Source organism: Plantibacter lichenum, assembly GCF_050587525.1.
Lineage (GTDB): Bacteria > Actinomycetota > Actinomycetes > Actinomycetales > Microbacteriaceae > Plantibacter.
In genome coordinates this window covers 386,297-406,812 of the sequence record NZ_JBOBFT010000001.1, presented here as the reverse complement: position 1 = coordinate 406,812, position 20,516 = coordinate 386,297, and the positions used below count along the sequence as shown (strand labels likewise).

The window sequence follows — 20,516 nt, the reverse complement described above, 5'->3', positions numbered from 1 at the left end:
GGGCTCGGTGACCGGCGCCCGGACCGCCGCAGGCCCGACGACCGGCCGGGCGCGCGTAGGCTGGACTGGTGAGCATTCCAGAGACCCGTCCCCGCCGTCTTCGACAGAATCCGGCCATCCGCCGACTCGTCGCTGAGACGCGACTCGACCCGGCGGAGCTCGTGCTGCCGATGTTCGTGCGCGAGGGCGTGACGGAACCGGTGCCGATCTCCTCGATGCCCGGCGTCGTCCAGCACTCGCTGGACAGCGCGAGGCGCGCGGCCGCGGAAGCCGCCGCAGCGGGCATCGGCGGTGTGATGCTCTTCGGCGTCCCCACCACCCGCGATGCCGTCGGATCCGGAGCGACGGACCCGGACGGCATCCTCAACGTCGCCACTCGTGAGCTCGTCGCCGAGGTGGGCGACGCCCTCGTGGTCCAGACCGACCTCTGCCTCGACGAGTTCACCGACCACGGCCACTGCGGCGTGCTCGACGCGAAGGGCCGCGTCGACAACGACGCCACCCTGGTCCGCTACCGTGACATGGCGCTCGCGCAGGCGCAGGCCGGATCCGCGATGGTGGGTCTGTCAGGCATGATGGACGGTCAGGTCGCCGCAGTGCGCGAGACGCTCGACGGTGCGGGGTTCGAGGACACCATCGTCCTCGCCTACTCCGCGAAGTACGCCTCCGCCTTCTACGGCCCGTTCCGCGAGGCCGTCGACTCGCAGCTCCAGGGCGACCGCCGAACGTACCAGCTCGACGCGGGGAACCGTCGCGAAGGCGTCCGTGAGGCGCTCATCGATGAGGCCGAGGGCGCCGACATCGTCATGGTGAAGCCGGCCGGCAGCTACCTCGACGTCCTCGCCGACGTCTCCGCATCGGTGAACATTCCCGTGTGGGCATATCAGGTGTCGGGCGAGTACGCGATGATCGAAGCGGCCGCGCAACAGGGCTGGATCGACCGCCGCCGGGCCATCGAGGAATCGGTCTTGGCCATCAAGCGGGCGGGCGCAGAAGCCGTCCTCACCTACTGGGCGGTCGAACTCGCCGACTGGCTGCAGACCGACCGAAACCGCACCGACCGAAACGGGACCACACGATGAACGACGCCGCTTTCGCCCGCGCTCAGCGCTCCATCCCGGGCGGCGTCAACTCGCCCGTCCGCGCCTTCCGATCCGTCGGCGGCACGCCTCGCTTCATGGTGTCCGCGCGCGGCGCCTTCATCACGGACTCCGAGGGCTTCGAGTACGTCGACCTCGTGAACGCGTGGGGTCCCGCACTCCTCGGCCACGCGCACCCGGAGGTCGTCGAAGCCGTTCAGGCCGCGGCGGCTCGCGGGCTGTCGTTCGGGGCGTCCACGCCCGCCGAGACGGAACTCGCCGAGCGCGTGAAGGAACGCGTCCAGGCTTCAGGCGTCGCCCCCGTCGAGAAGGTCCGGATGGTGTCCACGGGCACCGAGGCGACGATGACGGCCATCCGTCTGGCACGCGGCGCGACGGGGCGCAGCCTCATCGTGAAGTTCGCCGGCCACTACCACGGGCACTCCGACGGCCTCCTCGCCGAGGCGGGTTCCGGCGTCGCGACCCTCGCCCTGCCCGGTTCGGCGGGCGTCACGCCGGAGACCGCGGCGCAGACGATCGTCGTCCCGTACAACGATCTGCGTGCGCTCCGTGCGGTGTTCGCCGAACGCGGTGCGGACATCGCCGCGGTCATCACCGAGGCCGCCGCAGCGAACATGGGCGTCGTCGCGCCGGCGACCGGGTTCAATGCGGCGCTCGTCCGGCTCGCGCACGAGCACGGCGCGCTCGTGATCATGGACGAGGTCCTCACGGGCTTCCGGGTGTCCTCGGCAGGTTGGTGGGGCCTTGAGAACCGCGGACTCGGGCAGACGACCATCGGGGAGCAGGACTGGGAGGCCGACAACCACGCCGTCGCCACCTCGACGGGCGCGATCAGCATCCCGCGCGGCGTCTACCAGCCGGACCTCTTCACCTTCGGCAAGGTCATCGGCGGCGGCATGCCGCTCGCGGCGCTCGGCGGCAGTGCCGAGCTCATGGACCTCCTCGCACCCACCGGCCCGGTCTACCAGGCCGGCACGCTCTCGGGGAACCCGGTCGCCCTCGCAGCCGGCATCGAGACCCTGCGCCTCGCGGACCAGTCCGTGTACCGCGCGGTCGACGCCGCAGCGACGACCGTGTCCGAGGCCGTTTCGGAAGCGTTCACGCAGGCCGGTGTGACGCACGTCGTCCAGCGCGCCGGCAACCTGTTCAGCTTCGCCTTCCGCGAGCAGTCGCCGCTCGACTACGCCGAGGTCCTCGACCAGGAGGCGTTCCGCTACCCGGCGTTCTTCCACACGATGCTCGACGCGGGCGTCTCGTTGCCGCCGAGCGTCTTCGAGTCGTGGTTCGTCTCAGCCGCCTTCGACGATGCCGTCATCGGGCGGATCATCGACGCACTCCCGGCTGCGGCCCGCGCTGCCGCTGCCGCCGTCCCCTGAGTCCTCCGCTCCCTGAGTGCACCTCCGGTCCCTGAGTGCACCGCCGGTCCCTGAGCCTGTCGAAGGGCACTTCGACAGGCTCAGTGACCGGGTCGTGTGGCACTTCGACAGGCTCAGTGACCGGGTCGTGTGGCACTTCGACGGGCTCAGTGACCGGACGCGGACCGGGTCGATGATCACACCGCACAAGGGAGGCGTTACGGCTTTGTGAGGTTCAGTCCAGGCGAACGTCAGCGGGGCTTGGCAGACTAGGGGCATGGCTTCTCTCCACGTGCACCCCGACCGTTTGGAGATCAGGCTGACCACGGCCGAGAAGGCGCTGGCGCTCCGCAAGGACAACGTCGTGGTCCCGCGCGATAGCATCCGGTCGGCAACGATCACCGAGGACCCGTGGATCTGGGTGCGTGGCATCCGGGCTCCCGGCGCAGCCATCCCGCTCACACTCGCGCTCGGCGCATGGAAGTTCCACGGCGGCAAGGACTTCCTCGTCATCAAGGGAACGAAGCCGTCCGTCGTCATCGACCTCGAGGGCGCCGAGTTCTCCAGGCTCATCGTCACGACGCGTCACGGGGCGGATCTCATCGAGGCGCTCAAGCTCTCCTGAGTCGGAGACCGACTCGAAACTGCATCGCTCCGGAATCGGCCGATGCGCTCAGAGGAGCAGGTGATGCTCATCCGCGCGTTTTTCGCGCTGATCTGCGGCGATGCTGTGCGAATCGACCAGTCTTGCCGGTCCGTGGACGGTCTGTCCACCCCCAAGAATTCACTCGTCACAGTGGTTGCGAAATACTGACACACCGGTATTCTGGGTCCGCTCCATTCGTCCGTACATGAGTCCGGCCGATCGAGACGGACTTGGGGAGTCCTCCCCATGTCGGAGTGCCGACTATCCCACTACTGTGGGCTAGCGCCACGTCGCATCGACTCGTACCAACCCTTTCGAGAGGAACACCACTATGACCAACCCCGCACCGCAGCAACCCCAGTACCAGCCCGCAGCGCCCGCCGACTACCCCGGCAAGACGCTCGGCCTCGTCGGCCTCATCCTCGCGATCATCCTCCCGCTCGTCGGCCTCATCCTGAGCCTCGTCGCCCAGTCGCAGTCCAAGAAGGCCGGCGTCCCGAACACCCTCGCCAAGGTCGGCGTCATCATCGGTGCGATCCTCACCGCGCTCGGCATCATCTCGGTCATCATCTCGATCGTCATCGGTATCGGTGCAGCTTCGTCCGGAATCACCAGCTACTGAGTCGTTCCGCTCGAACGCCCGTCCACCCGATGCAGGGTGGGCGGGCGTTCGCCGTCTCCGGGGCGCTCCGAACGCCCTGACCGCTCAGGCCCTGACGTCCACCACGATGCGCCCGTGGACGCCGCCCGCGAGCACCCGGCCCGCAGCATCGACCGCGTCGGCCAACGGCACGGTCTCCGTGATGGAGTCGAGCAGGTCCGGATCGAGTCCGACCGTCACCCGTCGCCACGCCTCCTCGCGCAGCTCGTGCGGCGCTTCCACCGAGTTGACGCCGGCGAGTGTGACCGCCCGGAGGATGAAGGGCATCACGGTCGCCGGGAGGTCCGCACCACCCGCGAGCCCGCAGGCGGCCACGGCGCCGCCGTACTCGATCTGGGAGAGGACGGTCGCGAGGGTCTGCCCGCCCACGGAGTCGACAGCGCCGGCCCATCGCTGCGTTTCGAGCGGCTTGCCCGCTTCGGAGAACTGCGCCCGGTCGACCACATCGCTCGCCCCGAGGCGTCGGAGTTCGTCGCCGAGTTCGTCCACCCGACCCGTCGACGCCGTGACCTCGTAGCCCGCAGCCGAGAGCAGGGCGATGACGATCGACCCGACTCCGCCGCCCGCACCCGTCACGAGGATGGGCAGGCCACCGGGGACGACGCCGTTCCGTTCGAGGGCGAGCACGCACAGTGATGCCGTGAAGCCCGCCGTCCCGATCGCCGCCGCGCGCTCCGCCGTGACGTCGTGGGGGATCCGGACGAGCGCGTCCGGCCGAACCCGTGCGCGCTCGGCCAACCCGCCGAACCTGGTCTCGCTCAGGCCGTCCCCGAAGAGTGCGACCCGATCCCCCTGCTGCCACGCCGGATCGTCCGACGCCGCAACGGTTCCCACGAGATCGATGCCGGCGATCATCGGGAACTCGCGAACGATCCCGGCCCGGCCGGAGAGCGCGAGCGCGTCCTTGTAGTTGATGCTCGAGTACTCGACGTCGACCGTCACGGCACCCGGTTGCAGGAAGTCGTCCTCGATGTCGCGCAACTCGACCGTTCGTGACTTCTTCCCGTCGGCCTGCTCGGCCTGTTCGATGACGTATGCACGTGGCATGGTGGCTCCGTTCGGGTGGTGGTCGTTGGCTCGATGCTCAGGAAGCGGGCTTTCGGGGTTGGGGATGCTCAGGCCGGGTGAGTTCAGGTGACGTCGCGGCGCCAGGTGGTCGCGAAGCCGATGAACGCGACGAGGAGTGCGATGGCGAGGAGTACGAGGCCGCCCTGCCACCAGTCGAGGATCTGCGCGTTCGGTGTGGCGGCGGAATAGAAGCTCGGCCCGACGAGCGCGTCGGTGGCGGAGCCGGGGAGAAACCGCGCGATGCTCGCCGTCACCTCGGAGAGGCCCGCGGCCAGGCGCAGGAGCGGTTCGACGAACTGGGTGAACGCGAGGACGACGATGATGGCGCCCACCTGGCTCGGGAGGATCGCGCCGAGGCCGACACCGATGGCGCCCCACAACGCCATCGCGATGACCGCGCGTCCGAGGAGCGCCCACGTTCCGGAGTCGTCGAACGCCGGGTTCACGTCGTTGATCGCGAGCGCTGCGCCGCCGAGCCCGGCGGAGGCGATGAGCCCGATCACGCCGTAGAGCGCGCCGACGCCCGTGAGCGCGATGACCTTCCCGGCGAGCACCTGGCCGCGGCGGGGGTTGGCGAGGAACGTGGGGGTGAGGCTCTGGTGTCGGAACTCGCCCGTGGTCGCGAGCGCGCCGAGGAGGACGGGGAAGACGTAGCCGATGCTCGTCGCGAAGCCGTAGACGAGCTCCGGGGAGGCGAGGAGCGAGCCGGCTCCGGCACCGGAGCCGCCCGAGCCAGCGGAGCCGTCCGAGCCGCTCGTCGGCAGGTTCGAGAAGAGGAAGACGGCGCCGACGGCAGTGAAGGCGACGTAGCCGAACAGGATGATCGCGAGCCCCCACCACACGCGCGTGGTGAAGACCTTGAGGAACTCGGATCGGACGGCGGCGAGGAAGGAACTCATCGGGTGCCCTCCGCTCGTGTCGTCGGGGGCAAGGGCTGCGACTGAGCCGATGCCGCGGCCGGGTCGTGCCCCGCATCGTGCGTCGGATCACCGCTCACGAGGGCGAGGAACGACTCCTCGAGTCCGGATCGATGCCTGGTCAACGCGCTCAGCGGGATGCCGGCGGCGAGGGCGACCCGCCCGATGGCGATCGGTTCGACGTCGTGGACGACGAGTCCGGACCGCATCCGTTCGAAGGTGTACCCGGCCGCGGTGAGCGCGTCGGCGAGCGGTCCGTCCTCGGGAGAGTTCACGACGACCCGCAGCGTGTCGGCGGCGTCGAGGCTCGCGAGCGTGCCGACATGCGCGAGCTTGCCGCCGGCGATGATGACCACCTCGTCGACCGACTGCTGCACCTCGCTCAGGAGGTGCGAGCTGATGAGGATCGTTCGCCCCTCGGCCGCGAGGGCCGTGAGGAAGCCGCGGATCCACTTGATGCCCTCGGGGTCCAGGCCGTTGATCGGTTCGTCGAGGACGAGCACGCCGGGATCGCCGAGGAGGGCCGTGGCGAGGCCGAGGCGCTGGCGCATCCCCATCGAGAACCCGCTGACCCTGCGGTCCGCGACCTCGGTCAGACCGACCTGCGCGAGGGCGACATCGACGCGTTCGAGGGGGAGGCGGGCCGCGGTCGCGTGCACCCGCAGGTGGTTCCGCGCGGTGCGGCCGGGCGTGAAGCTCGTGGCCTCCAGCGCCGCTCCGACCGTCTGCGCCGGGACGGGGAGGTCGCGGTAGCGGACGCCGCCGAAGGTCGCCGTGCCGCTCGTGGGCTGCACGAGGCCGAGCAGCATCCGGAGGGTGGTGGTCTTCCCGGCGCCGTTTGGTCCGAGGAAGCCGGTGACCCGACCTGGCCTGACTGTAAAGCTCAGATCGTCGACGGCTCGCACTTGGCCGAAGTGCTTGGTGAGGCCCGCGAACTCGATCGTCGCTCCAACAGGCATCCGGTTCCTTCCGCGGGTGCGGCCGGATCCGCGCCCTCACCCCAGGCTAACGGCGTGTTCCACGACGCGCCAGGAACCCCACGAAACCGGACGCATCCGGTCCTCGGAGTCGCGCCCGTCAGAGGCCGAGCGACGCCAGCGAGGCCCGCACGGCCTCTGCGGAGGCGGCGAACTGCGCTTCCTCGCGCTCCGACATCGCCACGTCCAGGACGCTCGCGATGCCCGACCGGTTCACGATGCTCGGAACCGACAGGGCCACACCGCTCACGCCGTGGTACCCGTCGAGGACCGTGCTGACCGGCAGGATGACGTTCTCGTCGCCGAGGATCGCCTCGACGATGCGTGCTCCGGAGATGCCGATCGCGTAGTTCGTCGCGCCCTTGCCTTCGATCACCCGGTACGCGGCGGTCCGCACGTCGGTCGCGATGTCGTCGAGCTGCGCTTCCGTGAACGTGGAGCCGTCGGGGAGGACCCAGTCGGCGATGGGGACCGGGCCGATCGTCGCGGAGGACCACAGGGGCAGCTCGCTGTCGCCGTGCTCGCCGACGATGAGGGCGTGGACGGCCGAGGTCGACACGCCTGCGCGTTCCGCGAGCAGCCAGCGGAGACGCGAGGTGTCGAGGACGGTTCCGGAGGAGAACACTCGGGAGGAGGGGAGCCCGGTGATGCGCTGGGCGGCGACCGTCAGCACGTCGCACGGATTCGTGACGAGCATGTAGACGGCGTTCGGCGCCTGCTCCACGAGCTTCGGGAGGACCTGTTCGAGGATGCGGATGTTGGTGCTCGCGAGGTCGAGTCGCGTCTGGCCCGGCAGCTGTTTGGCGCCGGCAGTGATGACGACGACGTCCGCGTCCTCCACGACGGTGATGTCGTCGCCGCCGGCGATGCTGCTCGAACCGATGAACTGGGTGCCGTGCGCGAGGTCGAGCACTTCGGCGGCGGCCCGCTTGGCATCGATGTCGTACAGGGCGACCTGACGTGCGCTGCCGCGGATGAGCGCGGCATAGGCCAGTGAAGCCCCCACGCTCCCCGCACCGACGATGGCCAGCTTGGAGTTCGCGCGCACACTCATGTGCTCATCCTGGCAGCATCGGCGTGGGCCATCCTGGCGATTCGCCGCACGTCCGGGCAGGATGCGGGCCGGTCACCGACGCACGTGGTCCGACAGCCAGGCGTTGCGCGATTCGATGAGGCGTCGGAGATGGGATGCGAGGGCGATGCGTTCCGCGAGACGACCGATCGGGCCGAACGGTGCGGTGAACGTGACGTCGTCGATCATGAGCGTGCACTCCGCCCGGTCGCTGAGCTCGTCGAAGCGCCCTCTCTTCCGGTCGCTGAGCCTGTCGAAGCGCCCACCATCCCGGTCACTGAACTCGTCGAAGTGCCCTTCGACGGGCTCAGGGACCGGTACGAACGTGTGCACGTGCCGGAACGAACGGAACGGTCCGCGGACCTGCTCGTCGGTGAAGCTGCGCGGGGCGTCGAAGGCGGTGATGCGGCTCGTCATCGACCAGGTCACGCCGAAGTGGCGTGCCCGCCAGGTGACCTCCTCACCGTCGCCGATGAGCCCGGACGTCACACCGCCGACCGCCTGCTCGCGGGTGTCCGCCATCGAGCCGAGGTGCGCGTCGATCGATCGGGACAGCTCGAACGCCCGCTCCGGAGCAACGGGCAGTTCCGTGCGGCAGGTGAAGTGGACGGTCATGGGTGCCCACCCTCCCGGTCACTGAGCCTGTCGAAGTGCCCACCCTCCCGGTCACTGAGCCTGTCGAAGTGCCCTTCCTCCCGGTCACTGAGCCTGTCGAAGTGCCCTTCGACAACCTCACGGACCGGGCCGGCAGCCACGATCACGGCGTGTGCGCAGGGCACGTCGGCGTCGAATCCGCGTGCTCCTCGCAGACGACGAGCTGGGCCGTGCACGAGGCATCGGCGCAGTTCTGCATGTGCTTGGTCGTCGCATCGCACACCATGCAGTGGCCGATGACGGCCGCGTGGTCGCTGAAGTCGAGGGAGCCGCGCTTGTCGAAGACGTACAGCGAGCCCTCCCAGAGGCCGTCGTCGCCGAAGGTCTCGCCATACCGGACGATGCCTCCGTCGAGCTGGTAGACCTCGCCGAACCCGCGGGATACCATCAGCCCCGACAGCACCTCGCAGCGGATACCGCCCGTGCAGTAGGTGACGACGGGCTTGCCCTTGAGGTGGTCGTAGCGGCCGCTGTCGAGTTCCGCGACGAAGTCCCGCGTGGTCTCGACATCGGGCACGATCGCGTTCTTGAAGCGGCCGATCTCCGCTTCGAAGGCGTTGCGCCCGTCGAAGAACACGACCTCGTCGCCGCGCGCTTCGACGAGTGCGTGGAGCTCGGCGGGCTGCAGGTGGGTGCCGCCGCCGACGACGCCGTGCTCGTCGACCCGCAGTTCACCCGGGGCGCCGAAGGAGACGACCTCGTCGCGCACCTTGACGCTCAACCGTGGGAAGTCGGCGCTTCGCCGCCAGGGGGCCGGACGATGCTTGTCCGTGCGGATCGGGTCATCCTCGGCGAACCCGCTGCCGTCGCTCCACTTCACGTCGAGGCCGGCGAACGCCGTGTACTCCTTCGTCTTCCGCACGTAGAGCTTGCACGCGTCGAGCTCGCCGCCGACGGTCCCGTTGATGCCGTCCTGGGAGATGAGGATGCGACCCCGGAGGCCGAGCGATTCGCACAGGTCCCGCTGCCACAGCCGGACCGCCTCGGGATCGGCGATCGGGGTGAATGCGTAGTAGAGGAGGATCTTCGGGACGGCCACCGGGCCATTTTACGGTGGCAGCCTGGAGCGCCCCGCTCGTCGGCCTCACGGGTGGCAGCCCGAAGCACCCTGCTCGTCGGCCTCACGGGTGGCAGCCTGAAGCGCCCTGCTCGTCGGCCTCACGGCATCGCCTTCGCCGCCTGCCGGCATCGCCTCCGCTGCCTGCCGACATTGCGTCTCCGCCGCAACCCCTGGTGCGCACAGGCTCACCTCGTAGGGTGGAGGGGAGAGAACGGAGCGTCCATGTTCGCCTACGATCCCTACACGCTGCTCGACCCGGTGCCTGAATTCACTGTGGAGAGCGACGACATCGCCGACGGTTCGCCGTTGCCTCGTGCGCAGTACGGCGCTGATGCGGGCGGTGAGGACCGATCGCCGAATCTCCGCTGGAGCGGGTTCCCCGAGGGGACGAAGAGCTTCGCCGTCACCTGCTTCGATCCCGATGCGCCGACGGGGAGCGGCTTCTGGCACTGGGCCGTCGCGAACATCCCCGCCGAGGTGACCGAGCTGCAGACGGGTGCCGGAGCCCCCGGTTCGTCCGCGCTGCCGCCGAGTGCGTTGACGCTCCCGAACGAATTGCGGCTCGCCCAGTTCGTCGGCGCCGGACCGCCCGAGGGCACCGGCGTGCACCGCTACATCTTCGTGGTCCACGCGGTGGACGTCCCGCACCTCGACCTGGACCCGCAGTCCACGCCCGCCGTGCTCGGCTTCAACCTGCACTTCCACACCCTCGGTCGTGCGATCCTCGCCGCGACGGGTGCGTTCGGCGCCGTCTGACCCGCGCCCCGAACCACACCCACACCCAACCCCAAACCTCCGTTTTCGTGCAAGAAGTGCCCTCGAAAACGGCCGAATTGCACGAAAACGGAGGTTTGGAGGGGCCGGGACCGGGGCTGGGGCGGGACGACGTCGCTCACCGTGCGCCGCCGCTCAGAGCGTGACGACGACCTTGCGCGCGCCGACACCCTTCCGCTGGGTGTCGAGCGCGACCTGGACGGCCTCGAGACCGTGGCCGACGACGAGCGGTTCAGGGAACGCGACGTACCGGCCCTCCGCCAGCGCACTCGGGAGGAACTCCTCGTAGATCAGCCGGCTCACCTCGTTGTGCTTGAGCGTGGTTCCGAAGACGAACTTCGTGCCGATGCCGTGGATGCGGCATCGCAGCAGCAGTGCGGCCATCGACGCGCCGATCCGTGTCAGGACGCGGACGAGTTTCAGGCCGACGCGTCCGCCGCCGGCAACGGACTCGAACGTCACAGGCGTGCTCGCCAGTGCGATGAACTTCCGACCGTCGACCGCGCGGACGATGTCGACGCACCGCTCGGACGAGCCCTTGCCGATCGCGAACGTTCCAGCGAGCGTCTTCCCTCGGAGGGCGGCGATCACATCGGCGACGACCGTCGGACTGCCGTAGTCGAACACCTGGGATGCGCCGAGGCCGGTCACGGAGGCCGCGTTCTTCGGTGAGGCGGTCGTGATGACCTCGTAGCCGGCGGCGACGGCGAGCTGGATCGCGTTCGCACCGACGCTCGTCGATCCGCCCCAGATGAGGACCGTCTCCCCGGTCGGTAGCGGGGTCGCCGACGGGTGGCGGAGGGCGAGGAGATCCTTCTGGAACAGGGCGCACGCCGCGGTGGAGATGCCGAGCGGCAGGACGGACGCCTGTTCGTACGACAGGGTTTCCGGGATGGGGGATACCAGGCGTTCGAGGACGACCGTGTAGTGCTGGAACGCGCCCTCCGCGGGGGAGTCGCTGTCCTTGTCGGTGCCGACCGCCTGTCCGAGCACTCGGTCTCCCACGGCGAAGCGCGTCACCGCCGAGCCGATCTCGACGACGTCGCCCGCGACATCGGATCCGAGGACGGCGGGGTAGGAGAGCCACCGGTACATGATCGTGCCGGCGAGCTGCAGCGACCAGTCGACCGGGTTGACGGCGATCGCCCGGTTGCGGATGACGATCTGATCGGGTTGCGGAGCGGGGTACGGCGCGTCCTGCACCTCGAGCGGTGTGCGCGTCCGGAGGAGCTTGGCGGCGGAGTTGGATGGCATCGGGCGGCTTCCTGATTCGGGTGACTGATGTCAGCCACTGTCATCACCATACTCCTGATGACAGGAACTGACGTCACTAAGCTGGACCCATGGTGCGATGGAAGCCGGAAGCGCGGGACCGTCTGCAGGCGGCCGCGTTCGAACTCTTCGCCGAGCAGGGATTCGAGGACACGACGGTCGCGCAGATCGCCGAAGCGGTCGGGCTCACCGAGCGCACCTTCTACCGCCATTTCGCGGACAAGCGCGAAGTCCTCTTCGGTGGTCAGGATCAGGTGCGGCAGGCGTTCGCGGATGGTGCGGCAGCGGCGGCAGCGGACGCCGCGCCTCTGCTCGTCGTGCAGGCCGCCGTCGCTGCGGGGGCCGCGTTCTTCGCTGGAGGTCGTCGTCCATGGGCACTGCTCCGGCATCGTGTCGTCGCTGCGACGCCTGAGCTGCGCGAGCGCGAGCTGCTCAAGATGGCGTCGCTCGCCTCGGTGCTCGTCGATGCACTGCACGAGCGCGGCATCGCAGAACCGGCGGCGACGCTCGCCGCGGAGTCCGGCGCGCTCGTCTTCCGGGTCGCGTTCGACGAGTGGATCACGAGCGGGACCGATCAGCCCCTGACCGAGGTCATCTCAGCTGTCTTCGAGGAGCTCGGCGCCGTCACCTCGGCATCGACGTCTTCCTGAAAACGGAGGATGTGCGACGCAGCGGGGCCAGTAGGCCAGCGGCTTCAGAGGGATCGGTGACTCAGAGGGATCAGTGCTCGAGGCCGCGCTCGGCCCGCTGCTGCCTGGCAGAGTCGCCGATGAGCGTCGTCAGCTTCGCCTCCCCGGGCGTCCCGCCGTAGTCGAGGATCGTGAATCCGCCGCAGCTGATGCGCGATGCGGGCTCGCCGAGGTCCTGTTCGAGCGGGTGGTACCAGGCCGACTGGTCGTCGACGACGAGGTACGAGACGTCCTGCCCCGTGAAATCGGCCGCATTCGTGATCCACAGGTACGGGTGGAACGAGGCGTCGATCTGGAGGAGTCGGACGTCCGGGCCGCCGTACGCCTGCAAGCCGCGGATGGTCCAGAACTGGCCGGCTCCCGTGATGTCGCGACCGTCGACCCACTCGGACACGCACGCGGCGCCGTCGAACCGCTGCGCATCAGGATCGGCCGCGATGGATCGCATCGCGGCACCCCCGCCGACGAGCGTGCCGATCACGAGCACTGCGGCCACGGCGAGTGCGGCGGTGCGGACCGTGGACCTGCGCCCGTTCGATGCGGTCACCGCGGCCTGGGGGACACTCTGCGTCCGCCACCACCCCTGCAGGCGTCCCGCCGCGTGAGCGCTTCCGACCGCGATCGCCGCCACGGCCCCGAACCAGACCGGCGCGAAGTAGCGGGCGGCTTCCGTGCCGAGCGTCATCATCGCGAGGAAGGTCGTGGCGATGGCGAGTGCTGCGGCGACGAGGGCGGTCGTCGTCCGGCGGTCCCAGCGGCGCGAGATCGCGAGGACGGCCATGACGATCGTCACGAGCGCGGCGAGGATCACGAGGATGATCTCGATCACGCCGCTCGCGGATGTGGTCGTGTCGCCGAGGCGCGCCCCGTAGTACTCGGAGGAGACGAGCCAGCCGTCTGGTCGGATGTACCCCTGCAGGCCGGTCGAGATGTTGCGGGCGAAGGGGATGCGCAAGGCGAGACCGACGACCGTGCCGGCGGCGAGGACGCCGATCACCACGAGCGAGGTGCGCCACGGTGCGCGTCGGACGGACGAGAGGATGAGGACCGTGCCGATCGCGGGCGCCACCGACCAGACGACGTGCAGCGGATTGGAGGACATGCACAACGCGGTCAAGACACCGAGTGCGACGAGCAGACCGATCGCCCGGGTGTCGCGACGGCCGACGATGCCGGTGAGCAGCGCGATCGTGACCAGCAGGCCGAGGGTCGAGCCGGAGTAGTACGTCGTCGTCAGGAAGAGCGAGGCGAGCTCGAAGCTGTCCCGGAGGGCCGTGTGCTCGAGCGAGACGAGGAGGACGAGCCAGCCGATCGGCACGATTCCCGCAGCGACCCGCAGCGTGGGTGCGAGCTTCGGTGCGACGAACCGGATGAGCAGGCGGAGCGCGCCGTAGGCCGCGAGCACGTTGACGGCGGCGTTGACGATGAACGCGAGCTGCGGCGTGTGACCGATCGCCGCCGAGAGCAGGTAGAGCGGGATCTCGGGGAACGCGAACAGGACCGCGGACATCGCCCACAACTGCGGTTCGCCCTCGGTGAACGAGCGCAGCATGATCGGGAGGATGACGCTGTCGCCGTCGGAGAGCAGCACGGGTGCCCGTTGCGTCTGGAGCACGTGGGCGACCGCGATGAGCGCGAACGCCACCACGATGAGGACGCCCAGCGCTTCGAGCGCGATGCGAACGGTGACGCGTGTGCCGACGCGGCGGCCGGCGGGGGTGCTTGCTGACCGACCCGCATCGGGGGAGGGGACGCCTGGGGCGTGCGCGTTGGCCACGGCGTGAGCATAACGAATCCCGCTCGACATCCTCCGAAGGCCAAGGCCAAGGCCAAGGCCAAGGCCAAGGCGAAGGCGATGGCGTCGGCGGAGACGTCGGTGTCGGGCCCGGGTGGTCAGGCGTCACGGGCGCTGGGCGTCAGGCGCCGGCGGCACGCACCAGGACGTCGAGCTTCGGGCCGAACGCCGCCTCGACGAACTCGGCGGCGACCGGGTTCTCCTCACGGAGCTCCGGCATCCCGACGGCGAGCAGGGTGTTGAAGAGCATGCCGTGGGCGAGGAACGTCGTCGCCTCCTCCGGGCTGAACCCGACCTCGTCGCGGAAGAAGGTGTAGACCCGTAGGAACCCCTTACGGGCGCACGCGCCGATGACCGGCTCGTCGCCCATCATGTTCCCCTGCATGATGACGAGGTGGATGCCGCGGTCGCTCGCGAGCTGCACGTAGGCGCGTCCGAGTCGCCCCGGCAGGGTGTCGGCCGGTTCTCCCGATGCTGCGTGGGCCGCGATCTCCGCACGGAACTCCCCGAGGAGGGCGGCGAGGGCGCGCTCGAGCGTCTCCAGGAACAGCTGCTCCTTCGTGCCGAACATCCGCACGACGTAGGGCTGGCTGATGCCGGCGGCCTTGGCCACCTGGTCGGTCGTGGTGCCCGCGTAGCCCGTCCGGCCGAACTCGACGCCGGCCGCCTGGAGCACGAGCTCGCGTCGTTCTGCTGCGGGAATACGACGTGCTTGCTGTTCAGCCATGTGTGTCATAGTATCAGCTGATTACTTGAAGTAATCATCCGATAACCACAACGAAAGAATCTTCCCGTGACCAGACGATCAGCGCCGGTATGGCTCGCCATCCTCGCCACCTCGCTCCCCATGTTCATGGCGACGCTCGACAACCTCGTCGTCACCAACGCCCTCCCCGTCCTGCACGAAGAACTCGGCGCCGGCGTCGACCAACTGCAGTGGATCATCAATGCCTACACGCTCAGCTTCGCGACCTTCATGCTGCTCGCCGTGACCCTCGGAGACCGCTTCGGCCGCCGCCGCACGTTCCAGATCGGCATCACGATCTTCGTGCTCTCCTCAGCGGCGGCAGCGCTCTCCACCGACCCGCTCCTGCTCATCATCGCGAGGGCCGCGCAGGGCCTCGGCGCCGCGGCACTCCTCCCGTTGTCGCTCCCGCTGCTCATCGGCGCGGTCCCGGATCGGCTCCGCACCCTCGCGATCGGCGTGTGGGGCGGCGTCTCCGGTCTCGGCGTCGCGCTCGGCCCCGTCATCGGCGGTGCGATCATCGACGGCTGGAACTGGCAGATGATCTTCTGGATCAACGTGCCGCTCGGCATCATCGCGATCCCGCTCGTCTGGTTCGGGCTCGGCGAGAGCTTCGGCGCGAAGGTTCGCCCGGACGTCATCGGCACCGGACTCGCCGGTCTCGCCGTCTTCGGCATCGTCTACGGCGTGGTCCGTGGCAACGACGCGGGCTGGACGAGCCCGGAAGTGCTCATCGCCCTCATCGGAAGCGCCGTCCTCCTCGTCGCGTTCGTCGTTCGTCAGCGCGTCGCATCGGCTCCGCTCCTGCCGCTCCGGCTGTTCGCCGACCGCAGCTTCTCGGTCGCGAACGTCGTCGGGTTCGCGTTCAGCTTCGGGGCGTTCGGCTCGACGTTCATCCTCATCCAGTTCCTCCAGATCGTGCAGGGCAAGACGCCGCTCGAAGCCGGCCTGATGACGCTGCCGTGGACAGGGCTGCCGATGATCATCGCGCCGCTGGCCGGGCTCGTCGCGCCGCGGGTGGGGACGCGTGCGCTCATCGTCGCCGGGCTCCTGTCGACCGCGGCCGGCCTCGGGTGGCTCGCCTTCTCGATGACACCGGATGCCGCCTTCGCCACGATGCTCCCCGGCTTCCTCCTCGCCGGTTTCGGCATGGGTCTCACCTTCGCGCCCAGCGCGACGGCGGTGCTCGCGAACGTCACCGCGCACGATCGCGCGAAGGCGTCCGGCACCAACTCGACGCTCCGTGAGATCGGGGTCGCGCTCGGCATCGCCGTGCTCGCCGCCGTGTTCACGGGCGCCGGTGGTCAGCTGACCCCGGCCGGCTACGTCGATGCGGCGATCCCGGCCGTCTTCGTCGGTGCCGCCGCCGTCCTGCTCGCCGCGATCGTCGCCGTGTTCCTGCCCGCCGGGCGTCGTCCACCCGAGGTGACGGCCCCGTCCTCGGACACCGATCCCGCCGAAGCCGCCGACGTCGGCCTCGCCGAGGCTTCGTCGCTCGCGCCCGTCCCCGCGCCGTGACTCCCTGGGCGTTTCGGAGGAAAGCTACAAGGACCTGACGCGCGGGAGAGGGCGGGCCTACCCTGGAGGGAGACTTCGAGGGAGAGGGGCACATGACGTCTGGCATGACCACCGCAGTGATCGTCGATGCGATTCGCACACCGTCCGGCAGAGGCAAGCAGGGCGGGGCCCTGAACGGCTTCCACCCGGCGGACCTCCTCTCCCTCACCCTCCAATCGCTCGTGGAACGCAACGGCCTCGACGCCGGCGTCGTCGACGACGTGATCGCCGGCTGCGTGACCCAGGGCGGTCAGCAGTCGGCGAACATCGCGCGCAACGCGGTCCTCGGCGCCGGCTTCCCGGACACCGTGCCCGGCACGACGATCGACCGGCAGTGCGGTTCCAGCCAGCAGGCGGCGACGTTCGCGGCCCAGAGCATCATCGCCGGGACGACCGACGTCGTGATCGCCTGCGGGGTGGAGTCGATGAGTCGGCTCCCCATCGGTGCGGCGGCCGGCGGGCAGGATCCGTTCGGGACGATGCTGCGCGAACGCTACCCGGCGGGGCTCGTCAACCAGGGGGTGTCCGCCGAACTCATCGCGGCCAGGTGGAACCTCGACCGCGATGAACTCGACGCCTTCGCGGCGCGCTCGCACGAGCGCGCCGCAGCGACCTGGGCGTCGGGCGGCTTCGATCGCGAGGTCGTCTCCGTCACAGCGCCAGACGGGGCCGTCGTCTCGGCGGACGAGACCGTCCGCCCCACGACGACCGTCGAAGGCCTCGCCGGACTCCCCGCCGCCTTCTTCTCCGACGCGCTCGCCGACCGCTTCCCGGAGATCGCCTGGCGCATCACGCCCGGCAACTCCTCGCCGCTCACCGACGGCGCATCGGCCGCCCTCATCATGAGCGAGGAACGCGCCGCGCAGCTCGGGTTCACACCGCGCGCCCGATTCGTCTCCTTCGCGGTCGTCGGCAGCGATCCGCTCGAGATGCTCACGGGAGTGATCCCCGCCACCCGGCGGATCCTCGATCGCAGCGGGCTCTCGATCGACGACATCGACGCGTTCGAGGTGAACGAGGCGTTCGCATCGGTCCCGCTCGCCTGGCAGCGCGAATTCGGGGTCGACGACGCCAAGCTCAACCCGCGTGGCGGCGCCATCGCGCTCGGCCACCCGCTCGGCGCTTCCGGGACGAAGCTCCTCGCGACGCTCCTCGGCCAGCTCGAAGCGACGGGCGGACGATACGGGCTGCAGACGATGTGCGAGGGCGGCGGCATGGCCAACGCGACGATCATCGAGCGGCTGTAGCGGGCTCCGTCGAAGCGATCGACGACCATTCCGACGCACGACCGACACCGCACGACGAGGGGAACAGCATGGACATCACTGGCGCATCGGCCATCGTCACGGGTGGAGCCTCCGGCCTCGGCCTGGCGACGGCGACCCGGCTCGCGGGTGCGGGCGCGCGGGTCGTCATCGTGGACCTGCCCGGTTCTGCCGGGGTGGAGCGCGCCGAACAGCTCGGCGGCTTCGCGACGTTCGTTCCCGCGGACGTGACCGACGGCCCGCAGGTGCAAGCGGCGGTGGAGGAGGCGACCTCCCGTGGCCCGCTGCGGATCCTGGTGAACTGCGCTGGCATCGCACCGCCCGCCAAAGTGCTCGGCCGTGACGGACCCGCGGACCTCGCCGCGTTCGAGCGGGTCGTCCGCATCAACCTCGTCGGCACGTTCAACGTCATCCGGCTCGCGGCCGACGCGATGCAGCACAACGAGCCCGCGAACGACGAGCGCGGGCCGGGGACGGACCGCGGCGTCATCGTGAACACGGCATCGGTCGCCGCGTTCGACGGCCAGATCGGGCAGCCTGCGTACGCCGCGTCGAAAGGCGGGGTGCACGCGATGACGCTCCCCATCGCACGGGAATTCGCGCGCTACGGCATCCGCGTCGTCACGATCGCACCCGGGATCATGGAGACGCCGATGCTCGCGGGGCTCCCGGAGGCGGCGCAGGCGTCGCTCGGCGAGCAGGTCCCGTACCCGGCGCGACTCGGCCGACCCGACGAGTACGCGGCGCTCGTGCTGCAGATCGTCGAGAACGGGTATCTCAACGGGGAGACCATCCGACTCGACGGCGCCATCCGGATGGCGCCGAGGTGAGCGGGGTAGGGGTGGGCCCTTCGACACGCTCAGGGACCGCATGGTCCGGTCCCTGAGTGTGTCGAAGGGCCATGTCCGGCAGCGCCTCCCCGGTCCCTGAGCGTGTCGAAGGGCCATGAGCACAGCAACACCAACCGCACGAGAGGAATCGCATGAGCGACAGCATCCTGTTCGAGGTCGACGGGGGAGTGGCGCACGTCACGCTCAACCGTCCCGCCCGGCTGAACGCGATCAACCCGGACGCGGCGACGAGGTGGCGGGACATCGCCGCCGAGATCGCCCGTCGCGATGACATCGGCGCGGTCCTGTTCGACGCGAACGGCCCCGCGTTCTGCGCTGGCGGCGACGTGCTCGAGATGGCGGGACTCGGAGCAGCATCCGGCGCGGGTCGCGGCGTGATGGTCACGGACCTCGCCGACACGATCCACGAGGGCCACCGCTTCCTGCAGGACGCGGGCAAGCCGATCGTGGCAGCAGTGCAGGGCGCGGTCGCCGGCGGCGGCCTCGGCTTCATGCTCGTCGCCGACGTCATCGTCGCATCCGACAGGGCGAAGTTCGTGAGCAAGTACGCCGACATCGGCCTCACCCCCGACTGCGGCGTCAGCACGCTCCTCCCGGAGGCGATCGGGATGCGCAGGGCGCTCGAACTCGTCCTCACCCCGCGCACGCTCTCCGCTGTAGAAGCGCTCGACTGGGGGCTCGTGACCGAAGTCGTCCCGGCAGACGCGCTCGCCGACCGTGCACGGGAGATCGCACGGTCTTGGATCCAGGGGGCGACGGGCGCGTTCGGACAGGCCAGGCGCCTGCTGCGCGGCGGCGTCGGGCGCAGCTACCAGGACGCCCTCGACGACGAAGCCCGCACGATCGGCGCCGCCATCGAGACTCCCGACGCGGAAGCGCGCATCAGCGCGTTCGCGGCCGCGTCGAAGCAGCAGCAGGCTTCGGCGAAGCCCGCCCCGACGGTGCCTGCGGCGCCGCTGGCCGCTGAGCTTTCAGCGCCTGCAGCGCCTGCAGCGCCTGCTGAGCCTGCAGCGCCCGCGCCGGCCGTCTCCGCAGCGCCATCGCCATCCGCACGACCCAAACCGCACCCGTACCCCGCAGCCAGCGCCGATCACCAGGAGCACGCATGACGACCCTCGCCGGAACCACGATCCTCATGTCGGGCGGCAGCCGCGGCATCGGCCTCGCTATCGCGATCCGCGCCGCCCAGGACGGTGCCAACATCGCGCTGCTCGCCAAGACCGGTGAGCCCGATCCGCGTCTCGACGGCACGATCCACACCGCCGCCGACGCCATCCGTGCGGCGGGAGGACAGGCACTGCCGATCCTCGGCGACGTCCGGAACGACGACGACATCCAGCGGGCCGTGTTCGAGACGATCGGCGAGTTCGGCGGCATCGACATCGTCGTCAACAACGCGAGCGTGCTGAACCTCTCCCGCACGCTCGAACTGGATGCGAAGCGCTACGACCTCATGCAGGACGTCAACGTGCGCGGGACGTTCATGCTGTCCCGGGCCGCGATCCCGCAGCTGAAGGAGTCCGCGAACCCGCACATCCTCTCCCTCTCGCCGCCCATCAACCTCGACCCGAAGTGGCTCGGCGGGCACACCGGGTACACGATGGCGAAGTACGGGATGACGCTCGCGACCCTCGGGATGGCGGCGGAGTTCGCGCGCGACGGCATCGCGGCGAACACGCTCTGGCCGAAGACGACGATCAAGACCGCGGCGGTGGGCAACATCCTGGGCGGTGAGGCGATGCTCGCGAAGAGCCGCACACCCGAGATCTACGCCGATGCCGCGTACGAGGTGCTCATCCGTCCGTCGCGCGAGCTGACGGGACAGTCGTTGCTCGTCGAGGACGTCCTCGCCGCCGCGGGCGTCACGGACCTGTCGAAGTATTCGCCGGGTGTCGACGAGTCGGAGCTCTTCCCCGACATCTTCCTCTAAGCGGCGGCGTCCCCTCGGTGGCCTGTCGAAGGGTCGTGCGTGTTCACAACTCAGGACGGCCTCGGCGTGTCGGCTTCCGCAGGCGGCGTGTCGCGGACGACGCGCCGCCTCGCTCCTGAGTTGTGAAC

General features: G+C 69.7%; 20 protein-coding genes. 11 read left to right on the top strand and 9 right to left on the bottom strand.

What is annotated here, in order from left to right; genetic code table 11:
- Positions 1-68: 68 nt before the first annotated feature.
- The 4 genes from hemB to ACQ3HB_RS01770 all read left to right on the top strand — a co-directional run bounded on the left by hemB (position 69) and on the right by ACQ3HB_RS01770 (position 3,723).
- Positions 69-1,082 (top strand): porphobilinogen synthase, encoded by a 1,014-nt coding sequence (gene hemB, locus ACQ3HB_RS01785; protein WP_430917177.1) that lies wholly within the window; start codon positions 69-71, stop codon positions 1,080-1,082.
- Entirely contained in the window at positions 1,079-2,476 is a 1,398-nt protein-coding gene (locus ACQ3HB_RS01780) for a glutamate-1-semialdehyde 2,1-aminomutase (protein WP_430917175.1), read from the top strand. Before hemB ends, ACQ3HB_RS01780 begins: the two co-directional genes overlap by 4 nt.
- A 256-nt stretch (positions 2,477-2,732) precedes the next feature.
- Positions 2,733-3,080 (top strand): hypothetical protein, encoded by a 348-nt coding sequence (locus tag ACQ3HB_RS01775; protein WP_430917174.1) that lies wholly within the window; start codon positions 2,733-2,735, stop codon positions 3,078-3,080.
- Positions 3,081-3,432: 352 nt separating this feature from the next.
- Positions 3,433-3,723: a hypothetical protein gene (locus tag ACQ3HB_RS01770; protein ID WP_430917172.1), complete on the top strand. Its 291-nt coding sequence runs from the start codon at positions 3,433-3,435 to the stop codon at positions 3,721-3,723.
- Positions 3,724-3,807: 84 nt separating this feature from the next.
- On the opposite strand, the gene ACQ3HB_RS01765 is transcribed toward ACQ3HB_RS01770, so the two are convergent.
- The 6 genes from ACQ3HB_RS01765 to trhO all read right to left on the bottom strand — a co-directional run bounded on the left by ACQ3HB_RS01765 (position 3,808) and on the right by trhO (position 9,489).
- Complete coding sequence (locus ACQ3HB_RS01765) at positions 3,808-4,809, bottom strand: MDR family oxidoreductase (protein ID WP_430917171.1); 1,002 nt, start codon at positions 4,807-4,809, stop codon at positions 3,808-3,810.
- A gap of 83 nt (positions 4,810-4,892) precedes the next feature.
- Positions 4,893-5,729 (bottom strand): ABC transporter permease, encoded by an 837-nt coding sequence (locus tag ACQ3HB_RS01760; RefSeq protein ID WP_430917169.1) that lies wholly within the window; start codon positions 5,727-5,729, stop codon positions 4,893-4,895.
- The gene (locus ACQ3HB_RS01755; RefSeq protein ID WP_430917167.1) at positions 5,726-6,706 is read right to left on the bottom strand and encodes an ABC transporter ATP-binding protein; all 981 of its coding nucleotides are present in this window, start codon (positions 6,704-6,706) and stop codon (positions 5,726-5,728) included. The genes ACQ3HB_RS01760 and ACQ3HB_RS01755 overlap by 4 nt, the downstream gene beginning before the upstream one ends.
- A gap of 118 nt (positions 6,707-6,824) precedes the next feature.
- Positions 6,825-7,778, bottom strand: coding sequence for an L-lactate dehydrogenase (locus ACQ3HB_RS01750; protein WP_430917165.1), 954 nt, complete (start codon positions 7,776-7,778; stop codon positions 6,825-6,827).
- A gap of 72 nt (positions 7,779-7,850) precedes the next feature.
- A complete protein-coding gene (locus ACQ3HB_RS01745) occupies positions 7,851-8,411 on the bottom strand; it encodes an SRPBCC family protein (protein WP_430917163.1) in 561 nt (186 codons plus the stop codon).
- A 142-nt stretch (positions 8,412-8,553) separates the two neighbouring features.
- The gene (gene trhO / locus ACQ3HB_RS01740; protein ID WP_430917161.1) at positions 8,554-9,489 is read right to left on the bottom strand and encodes an oxygen-dependent tRNA uridine(34) hydroxylase TrhO; all 936 of its coding nucleotides are present in this window, start codon (positions 9,487-9,489) and stop codon (positions 8,554-8,556) included.
- A gap of 243 nt (positions 9,490-9,732) precedes the next feature.
- Between trhO and ACQ3HB_RS01735 the strand changes: the two genes are divergently transcribed.
- Positions 9,733-10,266 (top strand): YbhB/YbcL family Raf kinase inhibitor-like protein, encoded by a 534-nt coding sequence (locus ACQ3HB_RS01735; protein ID WP_430917159.1) that lies wholly within the window; start codon positions 9,733-9,735, stop codon positions 10,264-10,266.
- 153 nt (positions 10,267-10,419) lie between these two features.
- Here the strand turns inward: ACQ3HB_RS01735 and ACQ3HB_RS01730 are convergent, their stop codons facing one another.
- The gene (locus tag ACQ3HB_RS01730; protein ID WP_430917157.1) at positions 10,420-11,538 is read right to left on the bottom strand and encodes a zinc-binding alcohol dehydrogenase family protein; all 1,119 of its coding nucleotides are present in this window, start codon (positions 11,536-11,538) and stop codon (positions 10,420-10,422) included.
- 89 nt (positions 11,539-11,627) lie between these two features.
- On the opposite strand from ACQ3HB_RS01730, the gene ACQ3HB_RS01725 reads away from it, so the two are divergent.
- Positions 11,628-12,206, top strand: a complete 579-nt coding sequence (locus ACQ3HB_RS01725; RefSeq protein WP_430917155.1) for a TetR/AcrR family transcriptional regulator — start codon at positions 11,628-11,630, stop codon at positions 12,204-12,206.
- 70 nt (positions 12,207-12,276) lie between these two features.
- On the opposite strand, the gene ACQ3HB_RS01720 is transcribed toward ACQ3HB_RS01725, so the two are convergent.
- Both ACQ3HB_RS01720 and ACQ3HB_RS01715 read right to left on the bottom strand, forming a co-directional pair.
- Positions 12,277-14,022 carry a hypothetical protein gene (locus ACQ3HB_RS01720; protein ID WP_430917153.1) on the bottom strand — a complete coding sequence of 582 codons (1,746 nt, stop codon included), beginning with the start codon at positions 14,020-14,022 and terminating at the stop codon, positions 12,277-12,279.
- A 139-nt stretch (positions 14,023-14,161) separates the two neighbouring features.
- Positions 14,162-14,767: a TetR/AcrR family transcriptional regulator gene (locus ACQ3HB_RS01715; RefSeq protein WP_430917152.1), complete on the bottom strand. Its 606-nt coding sequence runs from the start codon at positions 14,765-14,767 to the stop codon at positions 14,162-14,164.
- Between the two features lie 66 nt (positions 14,768-14,833).
- On the opposite strand from ACQ3HB_RS01715, the gene ACQ3HB_RS01710 reads away from it, so the two are divergent.
- The 5 genes from ACQ3HB_RS01710 (at position 14,834) to ACQ3HB_RS01690 (ending at position 20,388) form a co-directional block, all read left to right on the top strand.
- Positions 14,834-16,303: a DHA2 family efflux MFS transporter permease subunit gene (locus ACQ3HB_RS01710; RefSeq protein ID WP_430917150.1), complete on the top strand. Its 1,470-nt coding sequence runs from the start codon at positions 14,834-14,836 to the stop codon at positions 16,301-16,303.
- 104 nt (positions 16,304-16,407) lie between these two features.
- Complete coding sequence (locus ACQ3HB_RS01705; protein ID WP_430917148.1) at positions 16,408-17,589, top strand: thiolase family protein; 1,182 nt, start codon at positions 16,408-16,410, stop codon at positions 17,587-17,589.
- Positions 17,590-17,657: 68 nt separating this feature from the next.
- Complete coding sequence (locus ACQ3HB_RS01700; protein WP_430917146.1) at positions 17,658-18,437, top strand: SDR family NAD(P)-dependent oxidoreductase; 780 nt, start codon at positions 17,658-17,660, stop codon at positions 18,435-18,437.
- Between the two features lie 152 nt (positions 18,438-18,589).
- Positions 18,590-19,567, top strand: a complete 978-nt coding sequence (locus tag ACQ3HB_RS01695) for an enoyl-CoA hydratase/isomerase family protein (RefSeq protein ID WP_430917144.1) — start codon at positions 18,590-18,592, stop codon at positions 19,565-19,567.
- Positions 19,564-20,388: an SDR family oxidoreductase gene (locus ACQ3HB_RS01690; protein WP_430917142.1), complete on the top strand. Its 825-nt coding sequence runs from the start codon at positions 19,564-19,566 to the stop codon at positions 20,386-20,388. Before ACQ3HB_RS01695 ends, ACQ3HB_RS01690 begins: the two co-directional genes overlap by 4 nt.
- Positions 20,389-20,516 lie beyond the last annotated feature (128 nt).